Source organism: Mycobacterium sp. (genome assembly GCF_046091765.1).
Lineage (GTDB): Bacteria > Actinomycetota > Actinomycetes > Mycobacteriales > Mycobacteriaceae > Mycobacterium.
This window is the reverse complement of record NZ_JBJTCF010000059.1, coordinates 16,144-38,071: the sequence shown is the minus strand read 5'-3', so window position 1 is coordinate 38,071 and position 21,928 is coordinate 16,144. Positions and strand designations below refer to the sequence as shown.

Below are 21,928 nucleotides of genomic sequence, written 5' to 3'. Positions count from 1 at the left end.
GTTGGTTGACCCAGGTGGTGCCGAGCTGCACCGACTGCTGGGCCAGATAGCTCAAGCCCCGCACGGCGTAGGCGACGAAGGTGGTCACGATCTGGGGGATGGTCTGGACGACGGCGACCAGTTTGGTGATCACACTCGTGACGATGTAGCTGGCCGCCTGCACCACCGCCTCGGTTGCCTGTGTGATCGGGGTGACGATGGCCTGGCGCAGCACCTCGATCGCCCCGGGGATGTCGCCGGCGATGGCCAGTTGGGCGGCGGTGAGCAGGGTCGGCGGGAAGGTCCAGATGCCGGTGTCGATCGCCGCGGCGACCGACGTTGCGCCGGTGAGCGCCACGTTCACGTAGTCCGACAGGTCGGTCAGCAGCTGCTGCTGAACCGGCTCGGCGTCATTGATCCGCTGCGGGATGATGCCGACGGCGGAGTAGTTGCCGAGCCGTTTTTGTACGGTGAGCTGCCAGTTGAGATAGTCACCCCCGTTCTGCTGGAAGCCGGCGTAGGGCCAGTTCGCCGCCCCGGCGCCGAAGGTGGGGCCGTCCGCACCGTAGTAGTAGTCGCCGAAGATGTAGTTCTGCAACTGCTCGGCGGTCTGGATCAGCTGACCGAAGGGGCTATTGAACGCGGCCAGCGTGACGGCGGCGACCGACGGCGCCGTCAGTACCGGCAGTTCTGGGAGCGCGGCGCCGACCGGGGCGATGACCAGTGTTGCCGCGACCGCCGCGGTTGTTCCCGCGGCCAGGGGCGAGCGAAGTGCGATCTGCATGTCGTTCCTTCCGGGGGGTGCGCACGGCCGGAATGGCCCTCAGCACCTAACCACAGTTCCCTGATGCCCGCCCGGTCGGGTGTCCCCGCGATCAGCGTTCGGTGGCCGGATACGCGTGCACCAGAGCGCTGGACAGCTTCGGCACCGCGTGGGTGAGGGTGTGTTCGGCCTCGTGGGCGATGCGATGCGCATCGGCGAGCGCAACGGCGGGATCGATGTCGAGTTCGGCCTCGGCATGAAGGCGGTGCCCGATCCAGCGCATCCGGACGCTGCGGACGCCGGTGACTCCGGGCTCGACAGCCAGGGCCGTCTCGGCGAGGTCCACCAGTCCCGGGTCCACCCCGTCCATCAGGCGACGGAAGATGTCCCGGGCGGCGGACCGCAGCACGCCGAGGATGGCGACGGTGATGATCAGGCCCACGATCGGATCGGCCAGCGGGAAACCCAGGGCGACTCCGCCGGCGCCCAGCAGTACGGCCAGCGAGGTGAAGCCGTCGGTGCGGGCGTGCAACCCGTCGGCGACGAGGGCGGCCGAGCCGATGCGGCGGCCCACCCGGATGCGGTAGACGGCCACCAGTTCATTGCCGATGAAGCCCAGCAGTCCGGCGGCCGCCACCCAGCCGACATGGCTGACCGGGACGGGGTCACTCAACCGGCGCACGGATTCGACTCCGGCGACGACGGCGGACAGCGCGATCATCAGGACCACGAACAGGCCGGCCACGTCCTCGGCGCGCCCGAATCCATAGGTATAGCGGCGGGTGGCGGGCTTGGCGCCCACGGCGAACGCGACCCACAGGGGTACGGCGGTCAGCGCATCGGCGACGTTGTGGACGGTGTCGGCCAGCAGCGCGACCGAACCCGAGAAGGAGACGATCACCATCTGGGCCGCGGCCGTCGCGGCGAGCACCAGCAGGCTGATCTTCACCGCCCGGATGCCGGCGGCATGGGATTCCAGCGCACTGTCGATGCTGTCGGCCGCATCGTGGCTGTGCGGCACGAAGAGCTCTCGGAGTGCCGCGGTCACCCCGTGGGAGTGGTGGTGTTCGTGCGGGGGATGCGCGTGTCCGGACTCGTGCTGGTCGTCGACCGGATTCGAGGTGTGTGTCACGCCCGGCTGCCCTCGTGCCGTGACTGCCTTCCACCGGCGGGTTCGACATGCGGCTGTCGCAACTCGGCGGTGTCGCGGTGATGCCCCGGCACGCCGGGTCCGGCGTGCTCGGCATTGAACACCGCGTCGGTGACGAGTTGGCGGACGTGGTCGTTGTCCAGGCTGTAGTAGATGGTGGTGCCGTCGCGGCGGGTGCGGACCAGCCGGGCCATGCGCAGTTTGGCCAGGTGCTGGGACACGCTCGGCGCGGGTTTCCCGATGTGGTCCGCGAGGTCGCCGACGGAGAGTTCGCGGGCGACCAGTGCCCACAGGATCTGCACCCGGGTGGCGTCGGCGAGCATCCGGAAAACCTCGACGACGAGGTCGACCTGGTCGTCGGGGAGCCGGCGGAGACAAGCTCCGCTATCTGCGTTCATACGCAGATACTAGACCACCCGGGGTCGACCGGTCGACTCGCCCGGCGCGCTCTCGGCCCGCCACCCCCGGTAGGCCAGGGCGGCACTGAGGGCCGCGTAGATGACGACCTCGACCCACGCGAACGTGACTCCGAATTTGCGCCCGAAGAGCTCGGGCTCGTTCATGATCCCCTTGGATGCGGCCACCGCGTACGCACCGTGGGCGTAGGCGAGGGCCGCCGCTGATCCCGACAGGAACTTGTACGCGTCACGCTTCATGGTGTGCGGTCGCATTCCTGCGCCAGCCGAGGTAACCCAGCCAGATGCTGACGGCCCCGTAGAGGGCAGCGCCCAGCCACGGCGACCAATCCGGCCACTGTCTGCCCATGAACCGGGGCAGGCCAAAAACGCCGGCCACCACATACATCGCGATTACCGCGTGTTCGATCGCGAACCCGGCGAACAATCCGGACAGAAATTTGAGGATGTCGCGCTTCACGGGCCCTGCTCCTCTCCTTCGGCAGTGCATACAGCCTCGCTTCGAATCCGGATCGCGCCAAGAGCCGAAGCTCCTGGCTGCGGGCGCTCGACCCCCGCATCCGTCGCCGCTACTGCCGGGAGAGCTCGACGTTGATGGCTGCGGCGTCTTTGCCGGTCTCCGCGTACTGTCCCCGGATCTTGCCGTCGACGAGTTTGCCCGTGAAGAAGCCGTCCTCGTCGGTGATGAGGATCTCGCCGTCGAGCCCGACGACGCCGTGCAGCACCTCCTTCTGCGGCGGTTCGCCCGGGTCGGTGTGCTCTTTGTACCCGGTGAAGCCCTGACCGTCGGCCTCCGCGATGACCACAGTCGCCTCGAACCCCTTGTTCTCCGGGGTGACCCGGACTCCCTGCTCGTAGCCGTCACCCGCCTGAATCCATGTGCCCCGCAAGTCGGCCCCGGTGGGAACCTTGGTCGAAGGGTTCGCGCTGCAGCCGGCGGCGACGGCAAGGAATGCGGCGGCCGCGCCAGCGGCGAGGGCGAAGATCGTGTGTTTCATGCTGCTCCCGCGGGTTGACGGAGATCCTGCGTGTGGACGGAGATCCTGCGTGTGGACGGTCTCCTGCGTGTGGACGGTAAATGTACAAGGAGCGTTCCGTAGCGGGCGGTGTCACCAACCCCGTTCGCGCCACTCCGCCAGGTGCGGACGCTCGGCCCCCAGCGTGGTGTCGTCCCCGTGGCCGGGGTAGACCGCAGTGTCGTCGCCATAGACCTCGAAGATCCTGCCGGTGACATCGCCCAGAAGTTCCTCGAACGCTCCGGGTTCCCACGTCTTGCCGACACCACCCGGGAACAGACAGTCACCGGTGAACAACTGCACCGCGGTGCGGTCACGGTCGGGCCGCAGCGCGAGCGCGACCGATCCGGGGGTGTGACCACGCAGGTGGATCACGTCGAAGACCAGGTCGCCGACGGTGACGACATCGCCGCCGGCCAGCAACCGGTCCGGGGGGACCGGCAGCGGTTCGGCGTCCAGTTCGTGCGCGGCCGTCGGCGCCCCGGTGGCCTCGGCGACCGCCGCCAGGGCCTGCCAGTGGTCGTAGTGCTGGTGGGTGGTCACGACCATCGCCAGTTTCGGGGCGTGCTCTCCCACCAGTTTCACCAGCAGTTCGGGGTCGTTGGCGGCGTCGATCAGCAGCGACTCGCCGGTCGCCGCGCAGGTCACCAGGTAGGCGTTGTTGTCCATCGGGCCGACCGACATCTTGATGATGCTCACCCCCGGCAGGGTGCGCCGGGCGGCGGTCTGGGACTCGACATGTCCGGTGTAGGTGTCGGCGACGTGGGTCATACCGCCCAGGTTAGTGGCCGTCAGGACCCGCACATAGCATGGGCGCGTGGACCGGTTGATCGTCAAGGGCGCGCGCGAACACAACCTCCGCAGCATCGACCTCGACCTGCCCCGGGACAGTCTGATCGTGTTCACCGGCCTGTCCGGATCGGGCAAATCCTCGCTGGCCTTCGACACCATTTTCGCCGAGGGTCAGCGCCGCTACGTCGAGTCGCTCTCGGCCTACGCCCGGCAGTTCCTCGGCCAGATGGACAAGCCCGACGTCGACTTCATCGAGGGGCTCTCCCCGGCGGTCTCGATCGACCAGAAGTCCACCAACCGCAACCCGCGTTCCACGGTCGGCACCATCACCGAGGTCTACGACTACCTGCGCCTGCTCTACGCCCGCGCCGGCACCCCGCACTGCCCGGTGTGCGGGCAGCGGATCGCCCGGCAGACCCCGCAGCAGATCGTCGACCAGGTGCTGGCCATGCCCGAGGGCACCAAGTTCCAGGTGCTCGCGCCGGTGGTGCGCACCCGCAAGGGCGAGTTCGTCGACCTGTTCGACAAGCTCAACACCCAGGGCTACAGCCGGGTCCGGGTGGACGGCGTGGTGCACCCGCTGACCGAGCCGCCCACGCTGAAGAAGCAGGAGAAGCACGACATCGAGGTGGTCGTCGACCGGCTGACGGTCAAGGCGAGCGCCAAGCAGCGGCTGACCGACTCGGTGGAGACCGCACTCGGTCTCGCCGAGGGGATCGTGGTGCTGGATTTCGTCGACCGCGACGAACACGACCCGCATCGCGAGCAGCGTTTCAGCGAGAAGCTGGCCTGCCCGGGCGGGCATCCGCTGGCGGTGGACGACCTCGAGCCGCGGTCGTTCTCGTTCAACTCGCCCTACGGCGCCTGTCCGGAGTGCAGCGGGCTGGGCATCCGCAAGGAAGTCGACCCCGAGCTCGTCGTGCCCGACCCCGAGCTCACCCTGGCAGAGGGGGCTGTGGCCCCCTGGGCCATGGGCCACAGCGCGGACTACTTCACCCGCATGCTGGCCGGTCTGGGCGAGGCGATGGACTTCGACATCGACACCCCGTGGCGCAAGCTCCCCATCAAGGCGCGCCGGGCGATCCTGGAGGGCTGCGACGAGCAGGTGCACGTGCGCTACCGCAACCGCTACGGCCGCACCCGTTCCTACTGGGCGGAGTTCGAGGGCGTGATGGCGTTCCTGCAGCGGCGGATGGAGCAGACCGACTCGGAGCTGATGAAGGAACGCTACGAGGGTTTCATGCGCGACGTGCCCTGCCCGGAGTGTGACGGCACCCGGCTCAAACCCGAGATCCTGGCCGTCACGCTGGCTGCCGGTGCGCTCGGCGCGAAGTCGATCGCGCAGGTGTGCGAGCTGTCCATCGCCGACTGCTCGGAATTCCTGCGCGAACTGACCCTCGGTCCGCGCGAACAGGCCATCGCCGGGCAGGTGCTCAAAGAGGTGCAGTCCCGGCTGGGCTTCCTGCTCGACGTCGGCCTGGATTACCTGTCCCTCGGCCGGGCCGCGGGCACGCTCTCCGGCGGCGAGGCGCAGCGCATCAGGCTGGCCACCCAGATCGGGTCGGGACTGGTCGGCGTGCTCTACGTCCTCGACGAACCCTCGATCGGCCTGCACCAGCGGGACAACCGCAGGCTCATCGAAACCCTCACCCGCTTAAGGGATCTCGGCAATACGCTGATCGTCGTCGAACACGACCAGGACACCATCGCGCACGCCGACTGGATCGTCGACATCGGTCCCGCCGCCGGCGAACACGGCGGGCGGGTTGTGCACAGCGGTCCCTACGACGAGCTGCTGCGCAACCCGAACTCGATCACCGGCGCCTACCTTGCCGGCAAGCAGAGCATCGAGACCCCGGCGATTCGCCGTCCGGTCGACCGCAAGCGTCAACTCACCGTGGTGGGCGCCCGCGAACACAACCTGCGCGACATCGACGTGGCCTTCCCGCTCGGCGTGCTCACTGCCGTCACCGGGGTGTCCGGATCGGGTAAGTCGACCCTGGTCAACGACATCCTGGCCAGCGTGCTGGCCAACCGGCTCAACGGCGCCCGCATGGTGCCCGGTCGCCACACCCGGGTCACGGGCCTGGACCGCGTCGACAAACTCGTCCGCGTGGACCAGTCGCCGATCGGGCGCACCCCGCGGTCCAACCCGGCCACCTACACCGGAGTCTTCGACAAGATCCGCACCCTGTTCGCGGCCACCACCGAGGCCAAGGTGCGTGGTTACAAACCCGGCCGCTTCTCGTTCAACGTCAAGGGCGGCCGCTGCGAGGCGTGCTCGGGCGACGGCACGATCAAAATCGAGATGAACTTCCTGCCCGACGTCTACGTCCCCTGCGAGGTGTGCCAGGGCGCCCGCTACAACCGCGAGACCCTCGAGGTGCACTACAAGGGCAAGACCATCTCCGAGGTGCTCGACATGTCCATCGAGGACGCCTGCGAGTTCTTCGAGGCGATCAGCGGCATCCACCGCTATCTCAAGACACTGGTCGACGTCGGCCTGGGCTATGTGCGGCTGGGTCAGCCCGCGCCGACGCTGTCCGGCGGTGAGGCCCAGCGGGTCAAGCTCGCTGCCGAGTTGCAGAAGCGCTCCACCGGCCGCACCGTGTACATCCTCGACGAACCCACCACCGGGTTGCACTTCGAGGACATCCGCAAGCTGCTCAAGGTGATCAACGGATTGGTCGACAAGGGCAACTCGGTGATCGTGATCGAACACAACCTCGATGTCATCAAGACCGCGGACTGGATCATCGACATGGGTCCCGAAGGCGGTGCGGGTGGGGGCACGGTGGTCGCCGAAGGCCCGCCCGAGGACGTCGCGGCGCAACCCGCCAGCTATACGGGGATGTTCCTGGCCAGGCTCCTCGAGATGCCGGCACCCAAGCGGGCGGTGCGGCGCCGTCGGGCCAGCGCCTGACGACGGCCCCGTGGGCGCGGCCGCACGCGAGCATCGGCTGCCGCCCATCACCTGCGACAAGCGCGCGGAGCCGACGTACCGGGCTCCGGGCGTCGGCTACGAACTGCTCGCCCGCGCCTAGCGCGGCTTGGCCAACGGGAAGGGCAGCGTCTCGCGGATGCTGCGCCCGGTCAGCAGCATCACCACGCGGTCGACCCCGACACCCAGCCCGCCGGTCGGGGGCATGGCGTACTCCATCGCCTGAAGGAAGTCCTCGTCGAGTTCCATCGCCTCCGGATCGCCGCCGGCGGCCAGGGTGGACTGCTGCTGCAGCCGGCGTCGCTGCTCGACCGGGTCGGTCAGCTCGCTGTAGGCGGTGCCCAACTCCATACCCCAGGCCACCAGATCCCAGCGCTCGGCCAGACCCGGGATGCTGCGGTGCGGCCTGGTCAGCGGCGACACCGACGCCGGAAAATCGATGTAAAAGGTCGGGCTCTCGGTGCGGTCCTCGACGAGATGCTCGTAGAGCTCGAGCACGACCGCACCGGCATCCCAGTGCGTGAGATACGGAATGCCGGCGCGGTCGCAGAGCTGCCGCAGCGCGGTCAGTTCGGTATCGGGATCGATGTGTTCGCCCAGCGCCTCGGACACCGCGGCGTGGACCGTTTTCACCGCCCAGGTGCCGGAGATGTCGACGGGTTCCAGCCCGGGGTCGTCCTCCGATCCGGTCGGGCGCATCACCACCATCGACCCGTTGGCGGCTACGGCCGCATTCTGGATCAACTCGCGGCATCCGTCGATCCACGTCCGGTAGTCGGCGTGCGCCTGGTAAGCCTCCAGCAGGGTGAACTCCGGATTGTGGCTGAAGTCGACGCCTTCGTTGCGGAATGCCCGCCCCAGTTCGAAGACGCGTTCCACTCCGCCGACACACAGCCGCTTGAGGTAGAGCTCCGGGGCGATCCGCAGGTACAGCTCCAGATCGTAGGCGTTGATGTGGGTGCGGAACGGCCGTGCGTTCGCGCCCCCGTGGATCTGCTGCAGGATGGGTGTCTCGACTTCGACAAAGCCCTTGGCGTACAGCGTCTCCCGGATCGAGCGCAGGATCGCGCTGCGCGCTGAGATCAGCGTGCGCGCCGCCGGGCTGATGGCCAGGTCGACATAGCGCGCCCGGACCCGGGCCTCCGGGTCGGTGAGGCCCTTCCACTTGTCGGGCAGCGGCCGCAAGCACTTGCCGAGCAGGCGCCACTGCCGGACCAGCACCGAGCGGGTGCCGTTCTTGCTGTAGCCCATCTGTCCGCTGACCTCGATGAGGTCACCGAGGTCGAGTCCGGCGAAATCGGGTGCCGATTCGTCGAGTCGGGACTTGTCGACCAGCAGCTGCACATCCCCGGACCAGTCCCGCAGCTGGGCGAACGAAATGCCGCCGTAGTCGCGCATGCGGATGACCCGGCCGGCGACGCTGATGGTCGCGTCGTCGGCGGCGGCCAACGCCTCGGCCACCGTGTGCGTCGGTGGCTGACCGACCGGGTAGGGGTCGATCCCGTCGTCGCGCAGAGTCTTCAGTTTCGCCATCCGGACCCTGACCTGCTCGGGCAGGCGGTCCTCGTCGCCGGCCGCCTCGGCCGGCGCGGACGTCTCGTCGGCTGGCGCAGCCGCGTCACGCATGCTGTGCGGCACCGCGGAGTGCTGGCCGGTGTGCTGCTTGCCGCGGCGGGAGAACGGCAGCACCAGGAAGCCTTCGGCGATCACCGAGGCGACTCCGACCCGCGGGATGAGCCGGGCGTCCTCGTAGCACGCATAGCGCGGCACCCACTCCGGCTGGTATTTCATGTTGGACCGGTACAGCGTCTCCAGCTGCCACCAGCGTGAGAAGAACACCAGCAGGGCCCGCCACAGCCGCGCCACCGGACCGGCGCCCAACTGGGATCCCTGCTCGAATGCGGAGCGGAACATCGCGAAGTTCAGCGATACCCGGCTCACGCCGATGGTGTCCGCGCGCTGCAGCACGTCACTGACCATCAACTCGACCGTGCCGTTGGGGGATTGCGGCGATCGTCGCATCAGGTCCAGTGAGAGCCCGTTTCCGCCCCAGGGAACGAACGACAGCATCCCGACGACCGGACCGTCGGTGCCGTCGAGCGCTTCGACCAGCAGGCAGTCGCCGTCGGCACTGTCGCCGAGCCGGCCCAGCGCCATCGAGAACCCCCGCTCGGTCTCGGTGTCCCGCCATGCGTCGGCGCGCCGGATCACCTCGGCCATCTCCGCTGCCGACAGTTCACGGTGCCGGCGCAATCGGACGGTGACCCCGGTGCGGCGGGCCCGCGTCACCGCCTGGCGAACGGGTTTCATCTCCGGCCCGGACAACCGGAACCGGTCCGGGTAGAGGATCGCCTCGTCGCCGAGTTGCAGCGCACTGAGGCCGGCGGCATTGAAGGCCTGCGCGGCGGTCGCGCTGGCACCCATCACTCCCGGCGCCCATCCGTAGGCTTCGCACAGCGCCAGCCAGGCGGCGATGGCCTGCGGCCATGCGCGCGGGTCGCCGACCGGGTCGCCGCTGGCCAGACAGACGCCCACCTCGACGCGGTAGGTGATCGCGGCCCGGCCGTTGGGCGCGAAGATGACCGACTTGTCGCGCCGGGTCGCGAAGTAGCCCAGCGAGTCGTTCTTGCCGTAGGTGTTCAGCAGGGCGCGGATCGCCAGTTCGTCCTCACCGGTCAGCGCGTTGTCCGCGCGCTGGGACTGGAACAGCACGACCGCCGCCGCCATCAGCGCCAGCGCACCGAACAAGCCGAACAGTGCGTTGAGGATGGTCGGCGGGCGACCGGCGAACAGGTTGGAGGTCGCGGTCGCGAAACCGCTGACCCGGTTGACCGCGTAGGCCAGCCGGTAGCCGGGCTCCAGGGACCCGGGGAACAGCTGCAGCAGGCCCCAGCTGAGCAGGATGCCGACCACGTTGCCGGCGACCAGCACTGCGGCGGCTTTGAGCAGCGCGCCGCGACGTACCCGCGCCCAGAACTCCCCGCGGGCCAGGATCAGCACCGCGATCGCGGCGATGTGGAAGCCGAGTCCGAGGTACTCGCCCACGCGCTCGAATCGCGTGCCGGCTTCTTCGGTCAACGAGACGACGTCGAAGCCCACCGCCACCGCCAGGATGGCGACGAGCACCCACCAGGCGATCCGCTTGCGCGCAGCCAGTGCGCCCGCCATCACCGCCAGCGCGAACGCCCAGGCGAAGCTGGTGTCGGGGAAGTTGAACAGATAGTCGTCGATGAACTGCCGGGGCACGCTGGTGAGATGGCGGATCAGCGGCGACACACTCGACAGCAGTGCTGCGGTGGCGATCACGCCCAGGATCCAGCCCGCTGCCGCGGGCACCCAGTGCAGCCGGGTGCGGTGCCGGGTCGTGGTGATCGGCGTCGTGATCGTCATCGAGCGCCAGGATATTCGGGAAATCCGGCGGGGCGCGGTTTACCGAACCGGGCCGGTGAAGGTTTCGCCGGGGCCGCGCCCCGGCTCGTCGGGGAATGCGCTGGCTTCGCGGAAAGCCAGTTGCAGTGCGCGCAGGCCGTCGCGTACCGGACCGGCGTGCGGCCCCAGGTACTCCGCGGAGGCTTTGGTCAGCCCGGCCAGCGCGGTGATCAGGCGGCGCGCCTCGTCGAGGTCGCGATGCCCGCTGGTATCGGGATCCTCCGAGGCCAGCCCGAGTTTCTCCGCTGCGGCGCTCATCAGCATCACCGCGGCGCGGATGATGACCTCCACGGCCGGGATGTCGGCCAGCTCGCGGATGCCGGATTCGTCCGTCATGCCTGCTAGACTGACATCCACGACCGTCCCGGCGAAACCCGGGACAGTAAGTGGAGTCCCACTCCCACCGCCGGCCGCGACTGTTTTCGCAGGCTCAGCGGTCCGGTCGCGGGCACTGAAACCAGTGCCCGTCCGCGGCGTCCGCGGGCGGCAACATGCCGTGGCCGGTCGGCACCGGGCCCTGCTTCGCGCAGGGCCTTTTGGTTGGTGGGGGCGGATCCGCGGGCTGTCCCGAGCGCGTCGGCGACAGTCGGCAGGAGCGAACCGGATCGACCCAGGGAGGGCCCATCAGCACTGAGACCCGCGTCAACGAGCGCATCCGCGTACCCGAGGTCCGTTTGATCGGACCAGCAGGTGAGCAGGTAGGCATAGTGCGCATCGAAGACGCTCTCCGCGTCGCCGCGGATGCCGATCTCGACCTCGTCGAAGTAGCGCCCAATGCCAGGCCTCCGGTCTGCAAGATCATGGACTACGGCAAGTACAAGTACGAGGCGGCACAAAAGGCGCGCGAGTCTCGCAGAAACCAGCAGCAAACCGTCGTCAAGGAGCAAAAACTCCGGCCGAAGATCGACGACCACGACTACGAGACCAAGAAGGGTCACGTGATCCGGTTCCTGGAAGCCGGGTCGAAGGTCAAGGTGACGATCATGTTCCGGGGACGCGAGCAGTCCCGCCCCGAGCTCGGGTACCGGCTGCTGCAGCGGCTCGGTGCCGATGTCGCCGATTACGGCTTCGTCGAGACCTCGGCCAAGCAGGACGGCCGCAACATGACGATGGTGCTGGCCCCGCACCGGGGTGCCAAGACCCGTGCCAGGGCGGCCGAGCAGGCGAGTGGACCGGCCACCCCGGCGCCCGAGCCCGCCGAGCAGTAACCGAGCAGTAACCAAGCAGTAACCAAGCACAGAACGAACAGAACCGAGGACACATGCCCAAGGCAAAAACCCACAGCGGGGCGAGCAAGCGCTTTCGCCGCACCGGAACCGGCAAGATCGTCCGGCAGAAGGCCAACAAGCGCCACCTGCTCGAGCACAAGGCCTCGACGAGGACCCGTCGCCTGTCCGGCCGCACGGCCGTTTCCGCCAGCGACACCAAGCGGGTCAACGCGCTGCTGAACGGCTGACGCGTACCCGACACGAACGAGAAGAGGAAAACCCATGGCCCGCGTGAAGCGCGCAGTCAATGCCCAGAAGAAGCGGCGAACCGTCCTCAAGGCGTCCAAGGGCTACCGCGGCCAGCGCTCTCGGCTCTATCGCAAAGCCAAAGAGCAGCAGCTGCACTCGATGAACTATGCCTACCGCGACCGTCGCGCCCGCAAGGGCGACTTCCGCAAGCTGTGGATCTCCCGGATCAACGCAGCGGCCCGCGCCAACGACATCACCTACAACCGGTTCATCCAGGGCCTGAAGGCGGCGGGCGTGGAAGTCGACCGTAAAAACCTCGCCGAGATCGCGGTCAGCGACCCGGCGGCGTTCACCGCGCTGGTCGACGTCGCCCGGGCCGCGCTGCCGGCCGACGTCAACGCGCCGTCCGGTGAGGCCGCCTGACCGCTCCGCTCACACCGCGATCCACCCGGGTGGCTGCCGCGGTCAAACTGCTGCGGCCCGCGGGGCGCAAGCGGTCTGACCGCTTTCTGGCCGAGGGCATCAATCTCGTCGAGGCTGCCGTCCACCGCGGGCTGGTCGAGCAGGTCTTCGCCACCCCGGCAGCCGCCGAACGCCACGGTGCCCTCTGCGCGGGACTGCCCGTTCACGCCGTGACCGACGCAGCGGCCAGGGCGCTGTCCGAAACGGTCACGCCCTCGGGTCTGGTCGCCGTCTGCCGTGTTCCGGATACCCGTCTCGACGATGTGCTGGGCGGGAAACCCCGGCTCGTGGTCGTCGCCGTCGCGCTGTCCGAGCCGGGCAACGCCGGAACGTTGATCAGAACGGCGCACGCGATGGGCGCTGACGCGGTGGTATTCGCGGGCCACAGCGTGGATCCCTACAACGGCAAGAGCCTGCGGTCCTCGGCCGGCAGCATCTTCTCGGTGCCGGTGGTGACCGAACCCGACCTGCCCGGCGAACTGCTGGAGCGGTTGCGCGCGGCGGGTCTGAGCGTGCTGGCGACGACGCCGCAGGGCGAGCTCAGCCTCGACGACGCAGGTTCGCTGCTGACCCGGCCGACGGCGTGGATCTTCGGCTCCGAATCCCACGGTCTGCCCGGCGGGCTGGCCGCTGCCGCCGACCACCGGGTGACGATTCCGATGTCCGGCGGTGCTGAGAGCATCAACGTGTCGGCGGCCGCGGCGATCTGCCTCTACCTGAGCGCGCGCGCTCAGCGGATCGGCTAGCCGATAGGCTGGCAGCTGTGGATGTCGAGCCGGTCGATCATCGGCGCGGGGTGACATCCTGGCTGCTGAACTCCAACGCCAATCCCAGCATCGTCGGGCTGATCCGCCAGCTCCGCCGGCGGCTGCCCGGTGATCCCGACTTCGGCGACCCGCTCTCGGCAGCCGGCGAGGGTACCGCGCCGGCCGCCGCCCGCGCCGCCGACCGGATCATCCCGCAGCGCAACGCGGCGACCCGGGAGTTGAGCCTGGCGGCGCTGCAGGTGTGGCAGGCGTTCAACGACCGTCGGCGCGGACGGTCCACCGACGCCGAGATCACCCTGGTGTTCACCGATCTGGTGGGGTTTTCCGACTGGGCGCTGCGGGCCGGTGACGAGGCCACCCTGCAACTGCTGCGCCAGGTCGCTCAGGTCACCGAGCCGCCGCTTCTGGAGGGCGGGGGCCAGATCGTCAAGCGGATGGGGGACGGCGCGATGATCGCCTTCTCCGACGCGGCGGCTGCCGTGCGCACCACCCTCGCGGCCACGCAGGCCGTGACGACCGTCGAGGTCGACGGCTACACGCCGCGGATCCGGGCCGGCATTCACACCGGCCATGCGCAGCGTGTGGGATCCGACTGGTTCGGCGTCGACGTCAACATCGCGGCCCGGGTGATGGAGCGTGCGACCCGTGGCGGGGTGGTCGTCTCGGAGACGACGCTCGCTGCGATCTCCGAGGCACAGTTGCAGTCCCTGGACGCGACGGTGCGGCAGATCCGTCGCCAGATGTTCGCACCACGGCAGGCCGGCGTGCCGCCCGAGCTGGTGATGTATCGCGTCAGCCCCCGGCCGGACCCGTCGAAGGAGTCCGATCAGCCCGAAGCCGAACCCGTCGAGGCCGAGTCGGAGGCGGAGTCGGAGTCGGAGTCGGAGTCGGAGTCGGAGTCGGAGTAGCCCGGCCGACGACTCAGCGGAACTCCTCGGCGGAGGCCTCGACCCAGTCCGACCGCCACGACTCCGGCGGGTTGTCGAGCAGTTCGCCGGGCATCAGCCACTCGTAGATCTCGGCGTAGGTTCGGGTGCGGTGATAGTCGACCCGGCGATTGAGCATGGACGGGTCCAGTTCGTCGAAACCCTCCAGCCCCATCGAGGCCACGAGTTGCGCGGCGCTGGCCACCGTGCCCCGGTGGAAGTTGGCCACCCGCTCGACCTTGTCGGGCACGTGCAGCGCGCGCATCAGGCCGCGGTCCTGGGTGGCGACCCCGGTCGGGCACCGATTGGTGTTGCACTTCATCGCCTGAATGCAGCCGATGGCGAACATCATCGCGCGGGCCGAGAGGGTGAAGTCGGCGCCCTGGATGACGCGGTTGACGATGTCCACCCCGGTGGCGATCTTGCCCGAGGCGCCGATCCTGACATGCGGGCGCAGGCCGGTACCGACCAGGCAGTTGTGCGCCAGCATCAGGCCCTCGGTGAGCGGCATTCCGACGTGGTCCTCGAACTCCTGCGGGGCCGCACCGGTGCCGCCCTCCGAGCCGTCGACGATGATGAAGTCCGGAGTGATCCCGGTCTGCAGCATCGCCTTGCAGATGCCGAGAAACTCGGTCCGCGATCCCATGCACAGCTTGAAGCCGACCGGCTTGCCGCCGGACAGGCTGCGCAGTGTCGCGATGAACTGGGTGAGTTCCAGCGGGGTGTGAAACGCGGTGTGTGCGGGCGGGGAGACGACCGTCTTGCCCACCGGCACCCCGCGGGTGGCGGCGATCTCCTCGGTCACCTTCGCCCCCGGCAGCACCCCGCCCAGGCCGGGTTTGGCGCCCTGGGACAGTTTGATCGACACGGCCTTGACCGTCGGCAGCGCGGACTTCTCCTCGAACAGCGCGCCGTCGAACCGGCCGTCGGCGTCGCGGCAGCCGAAATACCCCGACCCGATCTCCCAGATCAGGTCGCCGCCGCGGGCGAGGTGGTAGGGACTGATGCCGCCCTCGCCGGTGTCGTGGGCGAACCCACCGATAGAAGCGCCGCCGTTGAGCGCCTCGATGGCATTGGCGGACAGGGCCCCGAAGCTCATCGCCGACACGTTCAGCACCGAGATGTCGTAGGGCTGGGTGCAGTCCGGCCCGCCCAGGCGCACCCGGGGACTCAGGTCAGTCGCCAGCCGGGCGCGCAACGAGTGCCGCAGGAACTCGTGACCGACCGCGTTGACGTCACGCTCGGTGCCGAACGGTTCATCGCCCTTGGTGCCCTTGGCGCGGCGGTACACGGTGTCGCGGGTCTCACGGTCGAACGGGGCGCCCTCGGTGTTGGACTCGACGAAGTACTGGCGGATCTCCGGGCGCACCAACTCGGCCAGAAAGCGGGCGTGGCCGAGGATCGGGAAGGCGCGCAGAATCGAATGCCCGGTCTGCAGCAGATTCCAGGTGCCCAGTGCGGCCAGTGCGCCCAGCAGCGCGGCGGGGATCCACCAGAGTGCGTCGAAGCGGACAGCCAGCAGCGTGAACGCGAGCGCCGAGAGCCACACGCCGACCACCATGAGGGTCCTCATCATGTACCTCCCCTGCCTCGACGACCCGACGGCCGATGACCTCGTGAGCATTCTGGCATCACCTATGATCTGCGGGTCGGCACTTGCCCCGCACGCGTGCCGCGCCCGGGCCAGCTAAGGAGAGTCGCGCCGCGTGGGTGGTCAACCCGTCGAAGTGTCGCAGGAGGCACTCGCCGAGGCGGTCCGGGCCGCCCAGGGGGCCTTCGCGGCGGCCGGCGATCTGGAGTCCCTCGCCCGGGCCAAGACCGAACACCTCGGCGACCGCGCGCCGCTGGCGCTGGCCCGCCAGGCGCTGGGCCACCTGAACCCCGGCGACCGCGCCGACGCCGGAAAGCGGGTGAATGTGGCGCGGGCGGAGGCCCAGCAGGCCTACGACACCCGCCTGGCGGTGCTGCGCGCCGAGCGTGACGCGGCCGCCCTGGTCGCCGAAACCGTGGATGTCACGCTGCCGTCGACGCGCCAGCCGCTCGGCGCCCGCCATCCGATCACGATCCTGGCCGAGCGCGTCGCCGACACCTTCCTCGCGATGGGCTGGGAACTGGCCGAGGGGCCCGAGGTGGAAAGCGAGCAGTTCAACTTCGACGCGCTGAACTTCCCGCCCGACCATCCGGCGCGCAGCGAGCAGGACACCTTCCACCTCGCCCCGGAGGGCTGCCGGCAGCTGCTGCGGACGCACACCTCGCCGGTGCAGGTCCGCACCCTGCTCGAGCGCGACCTGCCGGTCTACATCGTCTCGATCGGCCGCACGTTCCGGGCCGATGAGTTGGACGCCACCCATACCCCGGTGTTCCATCAGGTCGAGGGCCTCGCGGTGGACCGGGGGCTGACCATGGCGCACCTGCGCGGCACCCTGGACGCCTTTGCCCGTTCGCAGTTCGGCGGGGACGCGCGGGTCCGGATGCGTCCGCATTTCTTTCCGTTCACCGAGCCTTCGGCGGAGGTCGACATCTGGTTTCCCGACAAGAAGGGCGGGCCCGGGTGGGTCGAATGGGGCGGATGCGGGATGGTCAACCCCAACGTGCTGCGGGCGGCCGGGATCGACCCGCAGGAGCACTCGGGATTCGCCTTCGGCATGGGTTTGGAACGCACCCTGCAGTTCCGCAACGGCATCCCCGACATGCGTGACATGGTCGAAGGTGACGTGCGCTTCTCGCTGCCGTTCGGGGCCGGACTCTGATGCGGCTGCCCTACAGCTGGCTGCGCGAGGTCGTGCAACTCGGCGCCCCCGGGTGGGATGTCGAGCCGCACGACCTGGAGCAGGCGCTCATCCGGATCGGCCACGAGGTCGAGGACGTCATCCCGCTCGGTCCGGTCAGCGGCCCGCTGGTGATCGGGCGGGTCACGGCGATCGACGAGCTCACCGAGTTCAAGAAGCCCATCCGGGCCTGCCTGGTCGACGTCGGGGAGGGGGCCGGAAAGGACCGCGGCATCGTCTGCGGCGCAACGAATTTCGCCGTCGGCGATCTTGTGGTGGCCGCGCTGCCCGGGGCGACGCTGCCGGGTGACTTCCAGATCGCGTCGCGGACGACCTACGGCCGGGTCTCCGACGGCATGATCTGCTCGGCCGCCGAACTGGGCCTGGGCTCCGGCGCGGCCCGCGACCACTCCGGGATCCTGGTGCTGCCCGAGGGCACGGCGCACCCGGGTGAGCCCGCGGCAGAGGTGCTCGGCCTCGACGACGTGGTGTTCGACCTGGCCATCACCCCCGATCGCGGCTACTGCATGTCGGTGCGCGGCATCGCCCGGGAGATCGCCTGCGCCTATGACCTGAACTTCGCCGACCCCGTATCCGATCCGTCGATCGTGCCCGCACTGCCCGCCGACGGGCCGGCCCTTGCGGTGACGATCGCCCCCGGCACCGGGGTCAGTCGCTTCGCGCTGCGTCCGGTGACCGGCATCGACCCCGACGCCGTCTCCCCGTGGTGGCTGCGGCGGCGGCTGATGCTGTCGGGGATCCGGCCGATCTCCCCGGCGGTCGACGTCACCAACTACGTCATGCTCGAGTTCGGCCATCCCATGCACGCCCACGACCGCAGCCGCATCCACGGCGGCTTTACCGTGCGGTTCGCCGCGCCGGGGGAGACCGTGGTCACCCTCGACGACGTCGAGCGCCGCCTCGACCCGGGTGATGTGCTGATCGCCGACGACTCCGCGGTGGCCGCGATCGGCGGGGTGATGGGCGCCGGCACCACCGAGATCGACGCCGCCACCACCGACGTGCTGCTCGAGGCGGCGGTGTGGGATCCCGCCGCGGTTTCGCGAACCCTGCGCAGATTGCATCTGGTCAGTGAGGCGGGCCGGCGCTACGAGCGCTGCGTCGACCCCGCGATCTCGGTGGCGGCGATCGACCGGTGCGCCACGCTGCTGGCCGGGATCGCCGGGGGAACCGTCGAACCGCTGCTTACCGACTGGCGCGGCGACCCGCCCCGTGATGACTTCCGCCCGCCGCCGGTGCGGATGGACGTCGGGCTGCCCGACCGCACCGCCGGTGTGATCTATCCCGACGGCGCGGTGGTGCGCCGGCTCACCCAGATCGGCGCGCGGGTCGCCGCCGAGCCCGGCAGCCCGGTCCTGGCGGTCACCCCGCCGAGCTGGCGGCCGGATCTGGTCGCGCCCGCCGACCTCGTCGAGGAGGTGCTGCGACTGGAGGGTCTGGATGCGATCCCCTCGGTGCTGCCGGCCGCCCCGGCCGGGCGCGGTCTGACCCTGGCCCAGCGCCGCCGGCGGGCGGTCTCGGCCTCGCTGGCGCTGGCCGGTTTCGTGGAGGTGCTGCCCACGCCGTTCCTTCCGGCCGGGGTGTTCGACCAGTGGGGCCTGGATGCCGACGATGCCCGCCGCGCCACCGCGTCGGTGCTCAACCCGTTGGAGGCCGACCGCCCGCAGCTGGCCACCACCCTGCTGCCGGCCCTGCTGGAAGCCCTGGCGCGCAACGTCTCCCGCGGCTTCGCCGATGTGGCGCTGTTCTCGATCGCGCAGGTGGTGCGACCGACCGCGAACACCCGGCCGATCCCGCTGATCCCCACCGACCGCCGGCCGACCGACGAGGAGGTCGCCGCCCTCGACGCGGCGCTGCCCGAGCAGCCGGTGCACGTCGCGGCGGTGCTGGCCGGACTCCGGGAGCCGCGCGGCCCGTGGGGGCCGGGCCGGCCCGTTGAGGCCGCCGACGCGTTCGAGGCGGCGCGGACGATCGCCCGCGCCGCCGGGGTGGACGTCACGCTGCGGGCCGCACGGCACCTGCCGTGGCACCCCGGGCGATGCGCGGAGGTGCTCGTCGACGGACGGGTGGTCGGCCATGCCGGGCAGTTGCACCCGGCCGCCGTCGAGCGCTGCGGCCTGCCCGCCGGCAGCTGCGCGGTCGAACTCGATCTCGACGCCCTCGGCGCGCCGACGGGTCTCCCGGCGCCCCGGGTGTCGCCGTTCCCGGCGGTCTTCCAGGACCTCAGCCTGGTGGTCGCCGCCGACGTGCCCGCCCAGGCCGTCGTCGACGCGGTGCGCGAGGGCGCCGGACCGCTGCTCGAGGACGTCGCACTGTTCGACGTCTACGAGGGGCCCCAGGTGGGTGCGGGCCGAAAGTCGGTCACGCTGGCCCTGCGATTCCGCGCGGCTGAGCGCACCCTGACCGAGGACGAGGCCAGCGCGGCACGCGACTCGGCGCTGGCCCGGGCGGCAGACCGGCTGGGTGCGCACCTGCGGGGTTAGCGCCACTGCACGGCCGCGACGTCGTAGGCCGCTACCCGGGGTCGTCCTCCTCGGGGTAGAGCACTTTCTCCGGGTGGAAATAAAGGTTGACCCGGCTCTGCCGGCGGTCCAGATGGCGCGGTGGTATCCATTCGGTTCGGTTGTCGCGCCTGTGTTTTCGTGTGGTCCACCCCGTCGGGGTGCCATCGACCAGCCGGTTGTCACACCCGCAGGCCAAGGTGAGCTGGTCGATGTCGGTGCGGCCGCCGTGCCGCCAGTCGCGGACGGCGTGATGAACCTGGCACCGGTCTGGCGGGGCGGTGCAGTCCGGTTTGGTGCATCCCCGTTCCAGGGCGTGCAGGACGAGACGCTGACCGGGGCTGGCGGTGCGCCGGGCGCGCCCGTAGTAGAGCTGGATCTCGCGCGGACTGTGGAACAGCGCCAGGTACGGGTGGGCGTCGGCGGCCATCCGGATCAGCGTCGGGATCGGCAGCTGTGTCCCCCCGCCGGTGTGGGCGAACCCGGTAGCCGCCGAGAGGTCGGCCAGGGTCGCAGTGGCTACCACCGTGACCGGCAGTCCGTTGTGCTGACCGAGCTTCCCGGATGCCAGCATCGCGCGGCACACGGTCTGAAGGGCATCGTGCGTGCGTTGCGCCGCCGAACGGGTATCACCGGAGATCTGGTCCTGTGTGGGGGTGCCGTCGACGCACGGATCGGCATCGCCGGGGTTGCAGAACCCCGGGGCGCCGAGCTTGGCGAGGATCGCGTCGAGGGTCGCGCGCAGTGCCGGATCGAGCCACCCGGAGATGCGGCTCATCCCGTCGAGTCCCTGGTGGCCGATGGTGATGCCGCGCTTGCGGGCGTGCTCCCGTTCGTCGTCGAGCGCGCCGTCCTGGTCGAGGTATCCCATCAACCGCCGGGCGACTCTGCGCAGTCCTTCCGGGGTCAGCCCGCCGGCGACCTGCGCCAGCTGGGATTCGGCCGCGTCCCGGGTGCCGAGGTCGATCTCGGCCGGCAACTGGGACATGAAGTCCCGGATCACCGCGACGTGGTCTGCTCCGATCTCGCCGCGTGCCTGCGCCGCGGCGGTGGTCGCCAGCTCGGGTTCCAGCGGCTCGCCGCTGACCGCGCGACGCCCGCCGAGCGCCGCGGCCTCGGCGATTCGGCGGCGGGCATCGACCCCGCTGATCCCCAGCCGGTTCGCCAACACGGCTCGCCAGGATGAGGCCCCCATCTCCTTCGCGGTGGCCTGCGACTGCACTTGGGTGACCAGCGCGTGTTCGGCGGCGGGCTGGCGGCGCCGATGGATTTCCAGCCTCCCGAGCGCGGCCAGGGCCTCCGGGGCGGACAGGGCGTGGACCGGCAGGGAGACCAGCTTGTCCCAGGCGGCGTCGAGCTCGTCGAGAGCGGTCCTGACCGCCGTGGCTTCGCGTGTGCCGTGCTCCATGAATCGAACACTAGTTCGAGTATCCGACAAAAACCGCCGCTCGGCGGAGAGGGCATGAATTTGCATCAAAACGTATAATCATTCAGACTGTCGGAGTGACAACTGTGGCGGTGGCAGGCGCCAGCGGGTACGCCGGCGGGGAGATCCTGCGAATCCTGCTGGGCCATCCGGGCTGCGCGGACGGGCGGCTGCGGATCGGAGCGCTGACCGCCGCCGCGAGCGCCGGCACCCCGCTGGCCGATCACCACCCGCACCTGATGCCGCTGGCGCAGCGGGTTCTCGAGCCGACTGATGCCGAGACGCTGGCCGGCCACGACGTGGTATTCCTGGCCCTGCCACACGGGCACTCGGCGGAGCTCGCCGCGCAACTGGCGCCCGAGACGGTGGTGATCGACTGCGGGGCCGACTTCCGGCTCACCGACGCCGGGGACTGGCAGCGCTTCTACGGCTCACCGCACGCCGGCAGCTGGCCCTACGGATTGCCCGAGCTGCCCGGCGCCCGCGACGGGCTGCGCGGAGCGCGCCGGATCGCCGTTCCCGGGTGCTACCCGACCGCCGCTCTGCTGGCCCTGGTTCCTGCGGTCGCGGCCGGCCTGGTCGAACCCGCGGTGACCGTCGTTGCGGTGAGCGGGACCTCGGGGGCGGGCCGCGCGGCCAAGGTCGACCTGCTGGCCTCGGAGGTGATCGGCTCGGCCCGGGCCTACAACATCGCCGGGGTGCACCGGCACACCCCGGAGATCGCCCAGGGCCTGCGCGCGGTCACCGACCGTGCGGTGACGGTGTCCTTCACGCCGGTGCTGATCCCGACGGCCCGGGGCATCCTGGCCACCTGTTCCGCGCCCACCGCCGCATCGACGGCCCAGATCGTCGAAGCCTACGAAAAGGCCTATGCGGCAGAGCCGTTCGTGCACCTGCTGCCCGAGGGTCAGCTGCCCCGCACCGGTTCGGTCACCGGCAGTAACGCCGCGCAGGTTGCCGTGGCGGTGGATACCGACGCCTCGGTGCTCGTCGCCCTGTGCGCGATCGACAACCTGGTGAAGGGGACCGCCGGCGCGGCGGTGCAGTCGATGAACCTGGCGCTGGACTGGCCGGAGACCGAGGGCCTGCCGGTCGTGGGGATCGCGCCGTGACC

General features: G+C 70.0%; 20 protein-coding genes. 9 read left to right on the top strand and 11 right to left on the bottom strand.

Going from position 1 to position 21,928, the window contains the following annotated elements; genetic code table 11:
- The 7 genes from ACKOB8_RS06390 to ACKOB8_RS06360 form a co-directional block, all read right to left on the bottom strand.
- Nucleotides 1–763, bottom strand: a 763-nt coding sequence (locus ACKOB8_RS06390; protein WP_526376380.1) for a hypothetical protein, incomplete at its 3' end; no start/stop codon positions are given.
- Between the two features lie 91 nt (nucleotides 764–854).
- The gene (locus ACKOB8_RS06385; RefSeq protein ID WP_526376379.1) at nucleotides 855–1,874 is read right to left on the bottom strand and encodes a cation diffusion facilitator family transporter; all 1,020 of its coding nucleotides are present in this window, start codon (nucleotides 1,872–1,874) and stop codon (nucleotides 855–857) included.
- Nucleotides 1,871–2,290 (bottom strand): ArsR/SmtB family transcription factor, encoded by a 420-nt coding sequence (locus tag ACKOB8_RS06380; protein WP_526376378.1) that lies wholly within the window; start codon nucleotides 2,288–2,290, stop codon nucleotides 1,871–1,873. Before ACKOB8_RS06380 ends, ACKOB8_RS06385 begins: the two co-directional genes overlap by 4 nt.
- Before the next feature lie 9 nt (nucleotides 2,291–2,299).
- Nucleotides 2,300–2,548: a hypothetical protein gene (locus ACKOB8_RS06375; protein ID WP_526376377.1), complete on the bottom strand. Its 249-nt coding sequence runs from the start codon at nucleotides 2,546–2,548 to the stop codon at nucleotides 2,300–2,302.
- Entirely contained in the window at nucleotides 2,538–2,768 is a 231-nt protein-coding gene (locus ACKOB8_RS06370) for a hypothetical protein (RefSeq protein ID WP_526376376.1), read from the bottom strand. The genes ACKOB8_RS06375 and ACKOB8_RS06370 overlap by 11 nt, the downstream gene beginning before the upstream one ends.
- A 109-nt stretch (nucleotides 2,769–2,877) precedes the next feature.
- Nucleotides 2,878–3,306, bottom strand: coding sequence for a hypothetical protein (locus ACKOB8_RS06365; RefSeq protein WP_526376375.1), 429 nt, complete (start codon nucleotides 3,304–3,306; stop codon nucleotides 2,878–2,880).
- A 111-nt stretch (nucleotides 3,307–3,417) separates the two neighbouring features.
- A complete protein-coding gene (locus ACKOB8_RS06360) occupies nucleotides 3,418–4,095 on the bottom strand; it encodes an MBL fold metallo-hydrolase (RefSeq protein ID WP_526376374.1) in 678 nt (225 codons plus the stop codon).
- Nucleotides 4,096–4,141: 46 nt separating this feature from the next.
- Between ACKOB8_RS06360 and uvrA the strand changes: the two genes are divergently transcribed.
- The gene (gene uvrA / locus ACKOB8_RS06355) at nucleotides 4,142–7,039 is read left to right on the top strand and encodes an excinuclease ABC subunit UvrA (protein WP_526376373.1); all 2,898 of its coding nucleotides are present in this window, start codon (nucleotides 4,142–4,144) and stop codon (nucleotides 7,037–7,039) included.
- A gap of 117 nt (nucleotides 7,040–7,156) precedes the next feature.
- Here uvrA and lysX read toward each other — a convergent pair whose 3' ends face one another.
- The gene (gene lysX / locus ACKOB8_RS06350; RefSeq protein WP_526376372.1) at nucleotides 7,157–10,447 is read right to left on the bottom strand and encodes a bifunctional lysylphosphatidylglycerol synthetase/lysine--tRNA ligase LysX; all 3,291 of its coding nucleotides are present in this window, start codon (nucleotides 10,445–10,447) and stop codon (nucleotides 7,157–7,159) included.
- A 39-nt stretch (nucleotides 10,448–10,486) separates the two neighbouring features.
- Complete coding sequence (locus ACKOB8_RS06345) at nucleotides 10,487–10,822, bottom strand: DUF1844 domain-containing protein (RefSeq protein ID WP_526376371.1); 336 nt, start codon at nucleotides 10,820–10,822, stop codon at nucleotides 10,487–10,489.
- A 287-nt stretch (nucleotides 10,823–11,109) separates the two neighbouring features.
- Here ACKOB8_RS06345 and infC point away from each other — a divergent pair, with 287 nt between their 5' ends.
- From infC to ACKOB8_RS06320, 5 genes are read left to right on the top strand one after another with little or no spacing between them, the layout of a single operon-like run.
- A complete protein-coding gene (gene infC / locus ACKOB8_RS06340) occupies nucleotides 11,110–11,694 on the top strand; it encodes a translation initiation factor IF-3 (protein ID WP_526376383.1) in 585 nt (194 codons plus the stop codon).
- Nucleotides 11,695–11,747: 53 nt separating this feature from the next.
- The gene (rpmI, locus tag ACKOB8_RS06335; protein WP_526376370.1) at nucleotides 11,748–11,942 is read left to right on the top strand and encodes a 50S ribosomal protein L35; all 195 of its coding nucleotides are present in this window, start codon (nucleotides 11,748–11,750) and stop codon (nucleotides 11,940–11,942) included.
- A gap of 34 nt (nucleotides 11,943–11,976) precedes the next feature.
- The gene (gene rplT, locus ACKOB8_RS06330) at nucleotides 11,977–12,366 is read left to right on the top strand and encodes a 50S ribosomal protein L20 (protein WP_526376369.1); all 390 of its coding nucleotides are present in this window, start codon (nucleotides 11,977–11,979) and stop codon (nucleotides 12,364–12,366) included.
- Nucleotides 12,363–13,151: a TrmH family RNA methyltransferase gene (locus ACKOB8_RS06325; RefSeq protein WP_526376382.1), complete on the top strand. Its 789-nt coding sequence runs from the start codon at nucleotides 12,363–12,365 to the stop codon at nucleotides 13,149–13,151. Before rplT ends, ACKOB8_RS06325 begins: the two co-directional genes overlap by 4 nt.
- Before the next feature lie 17 nt (nucleotides 13,152–13,168).
- A complete protein-coding gene (locus ACKOB8_RS06320) occupies nucleotides 13,169–14,080 on the top strand; it encodes an adenylate/guanylate cyclase domain-containing protein (RefSeq protein ID WP_526376368.1) in 912 nt (303 codons plus the stop codon).
- A gap of 13 nt (nucleotides 14,081–14,093) precedes the next feature.
- Here the strand turns inward: ACKOB8_RS06320 and ACKOB8_RS06315 are convergent, their stop codons facing one another.
- Nucleotides 14,094–15,674, bottom strand: coding sequence for an FMN-binding glutamate synthase family protein (locus tag ACKOB8_RS06315; protein ID WP_526376367.1), 1,581 nt, complete (start codon nucleotides 15,672–15,674; stop codon nucleotides 14,094–14,096).
- A gap of 130 nt (nucleotides 15,675–15,804) precedes the next feature.
- Here ACKOB8_RS06315 and pheS point away from each other — a divergent pair, with 130 nt between their 5' ends.
- Entirely contained in the window at nucleotides 15,805–16,848 is a 1,044-nt protein-coding gene (gene pheS, locus ACKOB8_RS06310; RefSeq protein WP_526376366.1) for a phenylalanine--tRNA ligase subunit alpha, read from the top strand.
- On the top strand, nucleotides 16,848–19,370 hold the full coding sequence (gene pheT / locus ACKOB8_RS06305) for a phenylalanine--tRNA ligase subunit beta (protein WP_526376365.1): 2,523 nt from the start codon (nucleotides 16,848–16,850) through the stop codon (nucleotides 19,368–19,370). The genes pheS and pheT overlap by 1 nt, the downstream gene beginning before the upstream one ends.
- Before the next feature lie 31 nt (nucleotides 19,371–19,401).
- On the opposite strand, the gene ACKOB8_RS06300 is transcribed toward pheT, so the two are convergent.
- Nucleotides 19,402–20,796 (bottom strand): HNH endonuclease signature motif containing protein, encoded by a 1,395-nt coding sequence (locus ACKOB8_RS06300; protein ID WP_526376364.1) that lies wholly within the window; start codon nucleotides 20,794–20,796, stop codon nucleotides 19,402–19,404.
- Between the two features lie 95 nt (nucleotides 20,797–20,891).
- On the opposite strand from ACKOB8_RS06300, the gene argC reads away from it, so the two are divergent.
- Nucleotides 20,892–21,926: an N-acetyl-gamma-glutamyl-phosphate reductase gene (argC, locus tag ACKOB8_RS06295; protein WP_526376363.1), complete on the top strand. Its 1,035-nt coding sequence runs from the start codon at nucleotides 20,892–20,894 to the stop codon at nucleotides 21,924–21,926.
- Nucleotides 21,927–21,928: the final 2 nt, after the last annotated feature.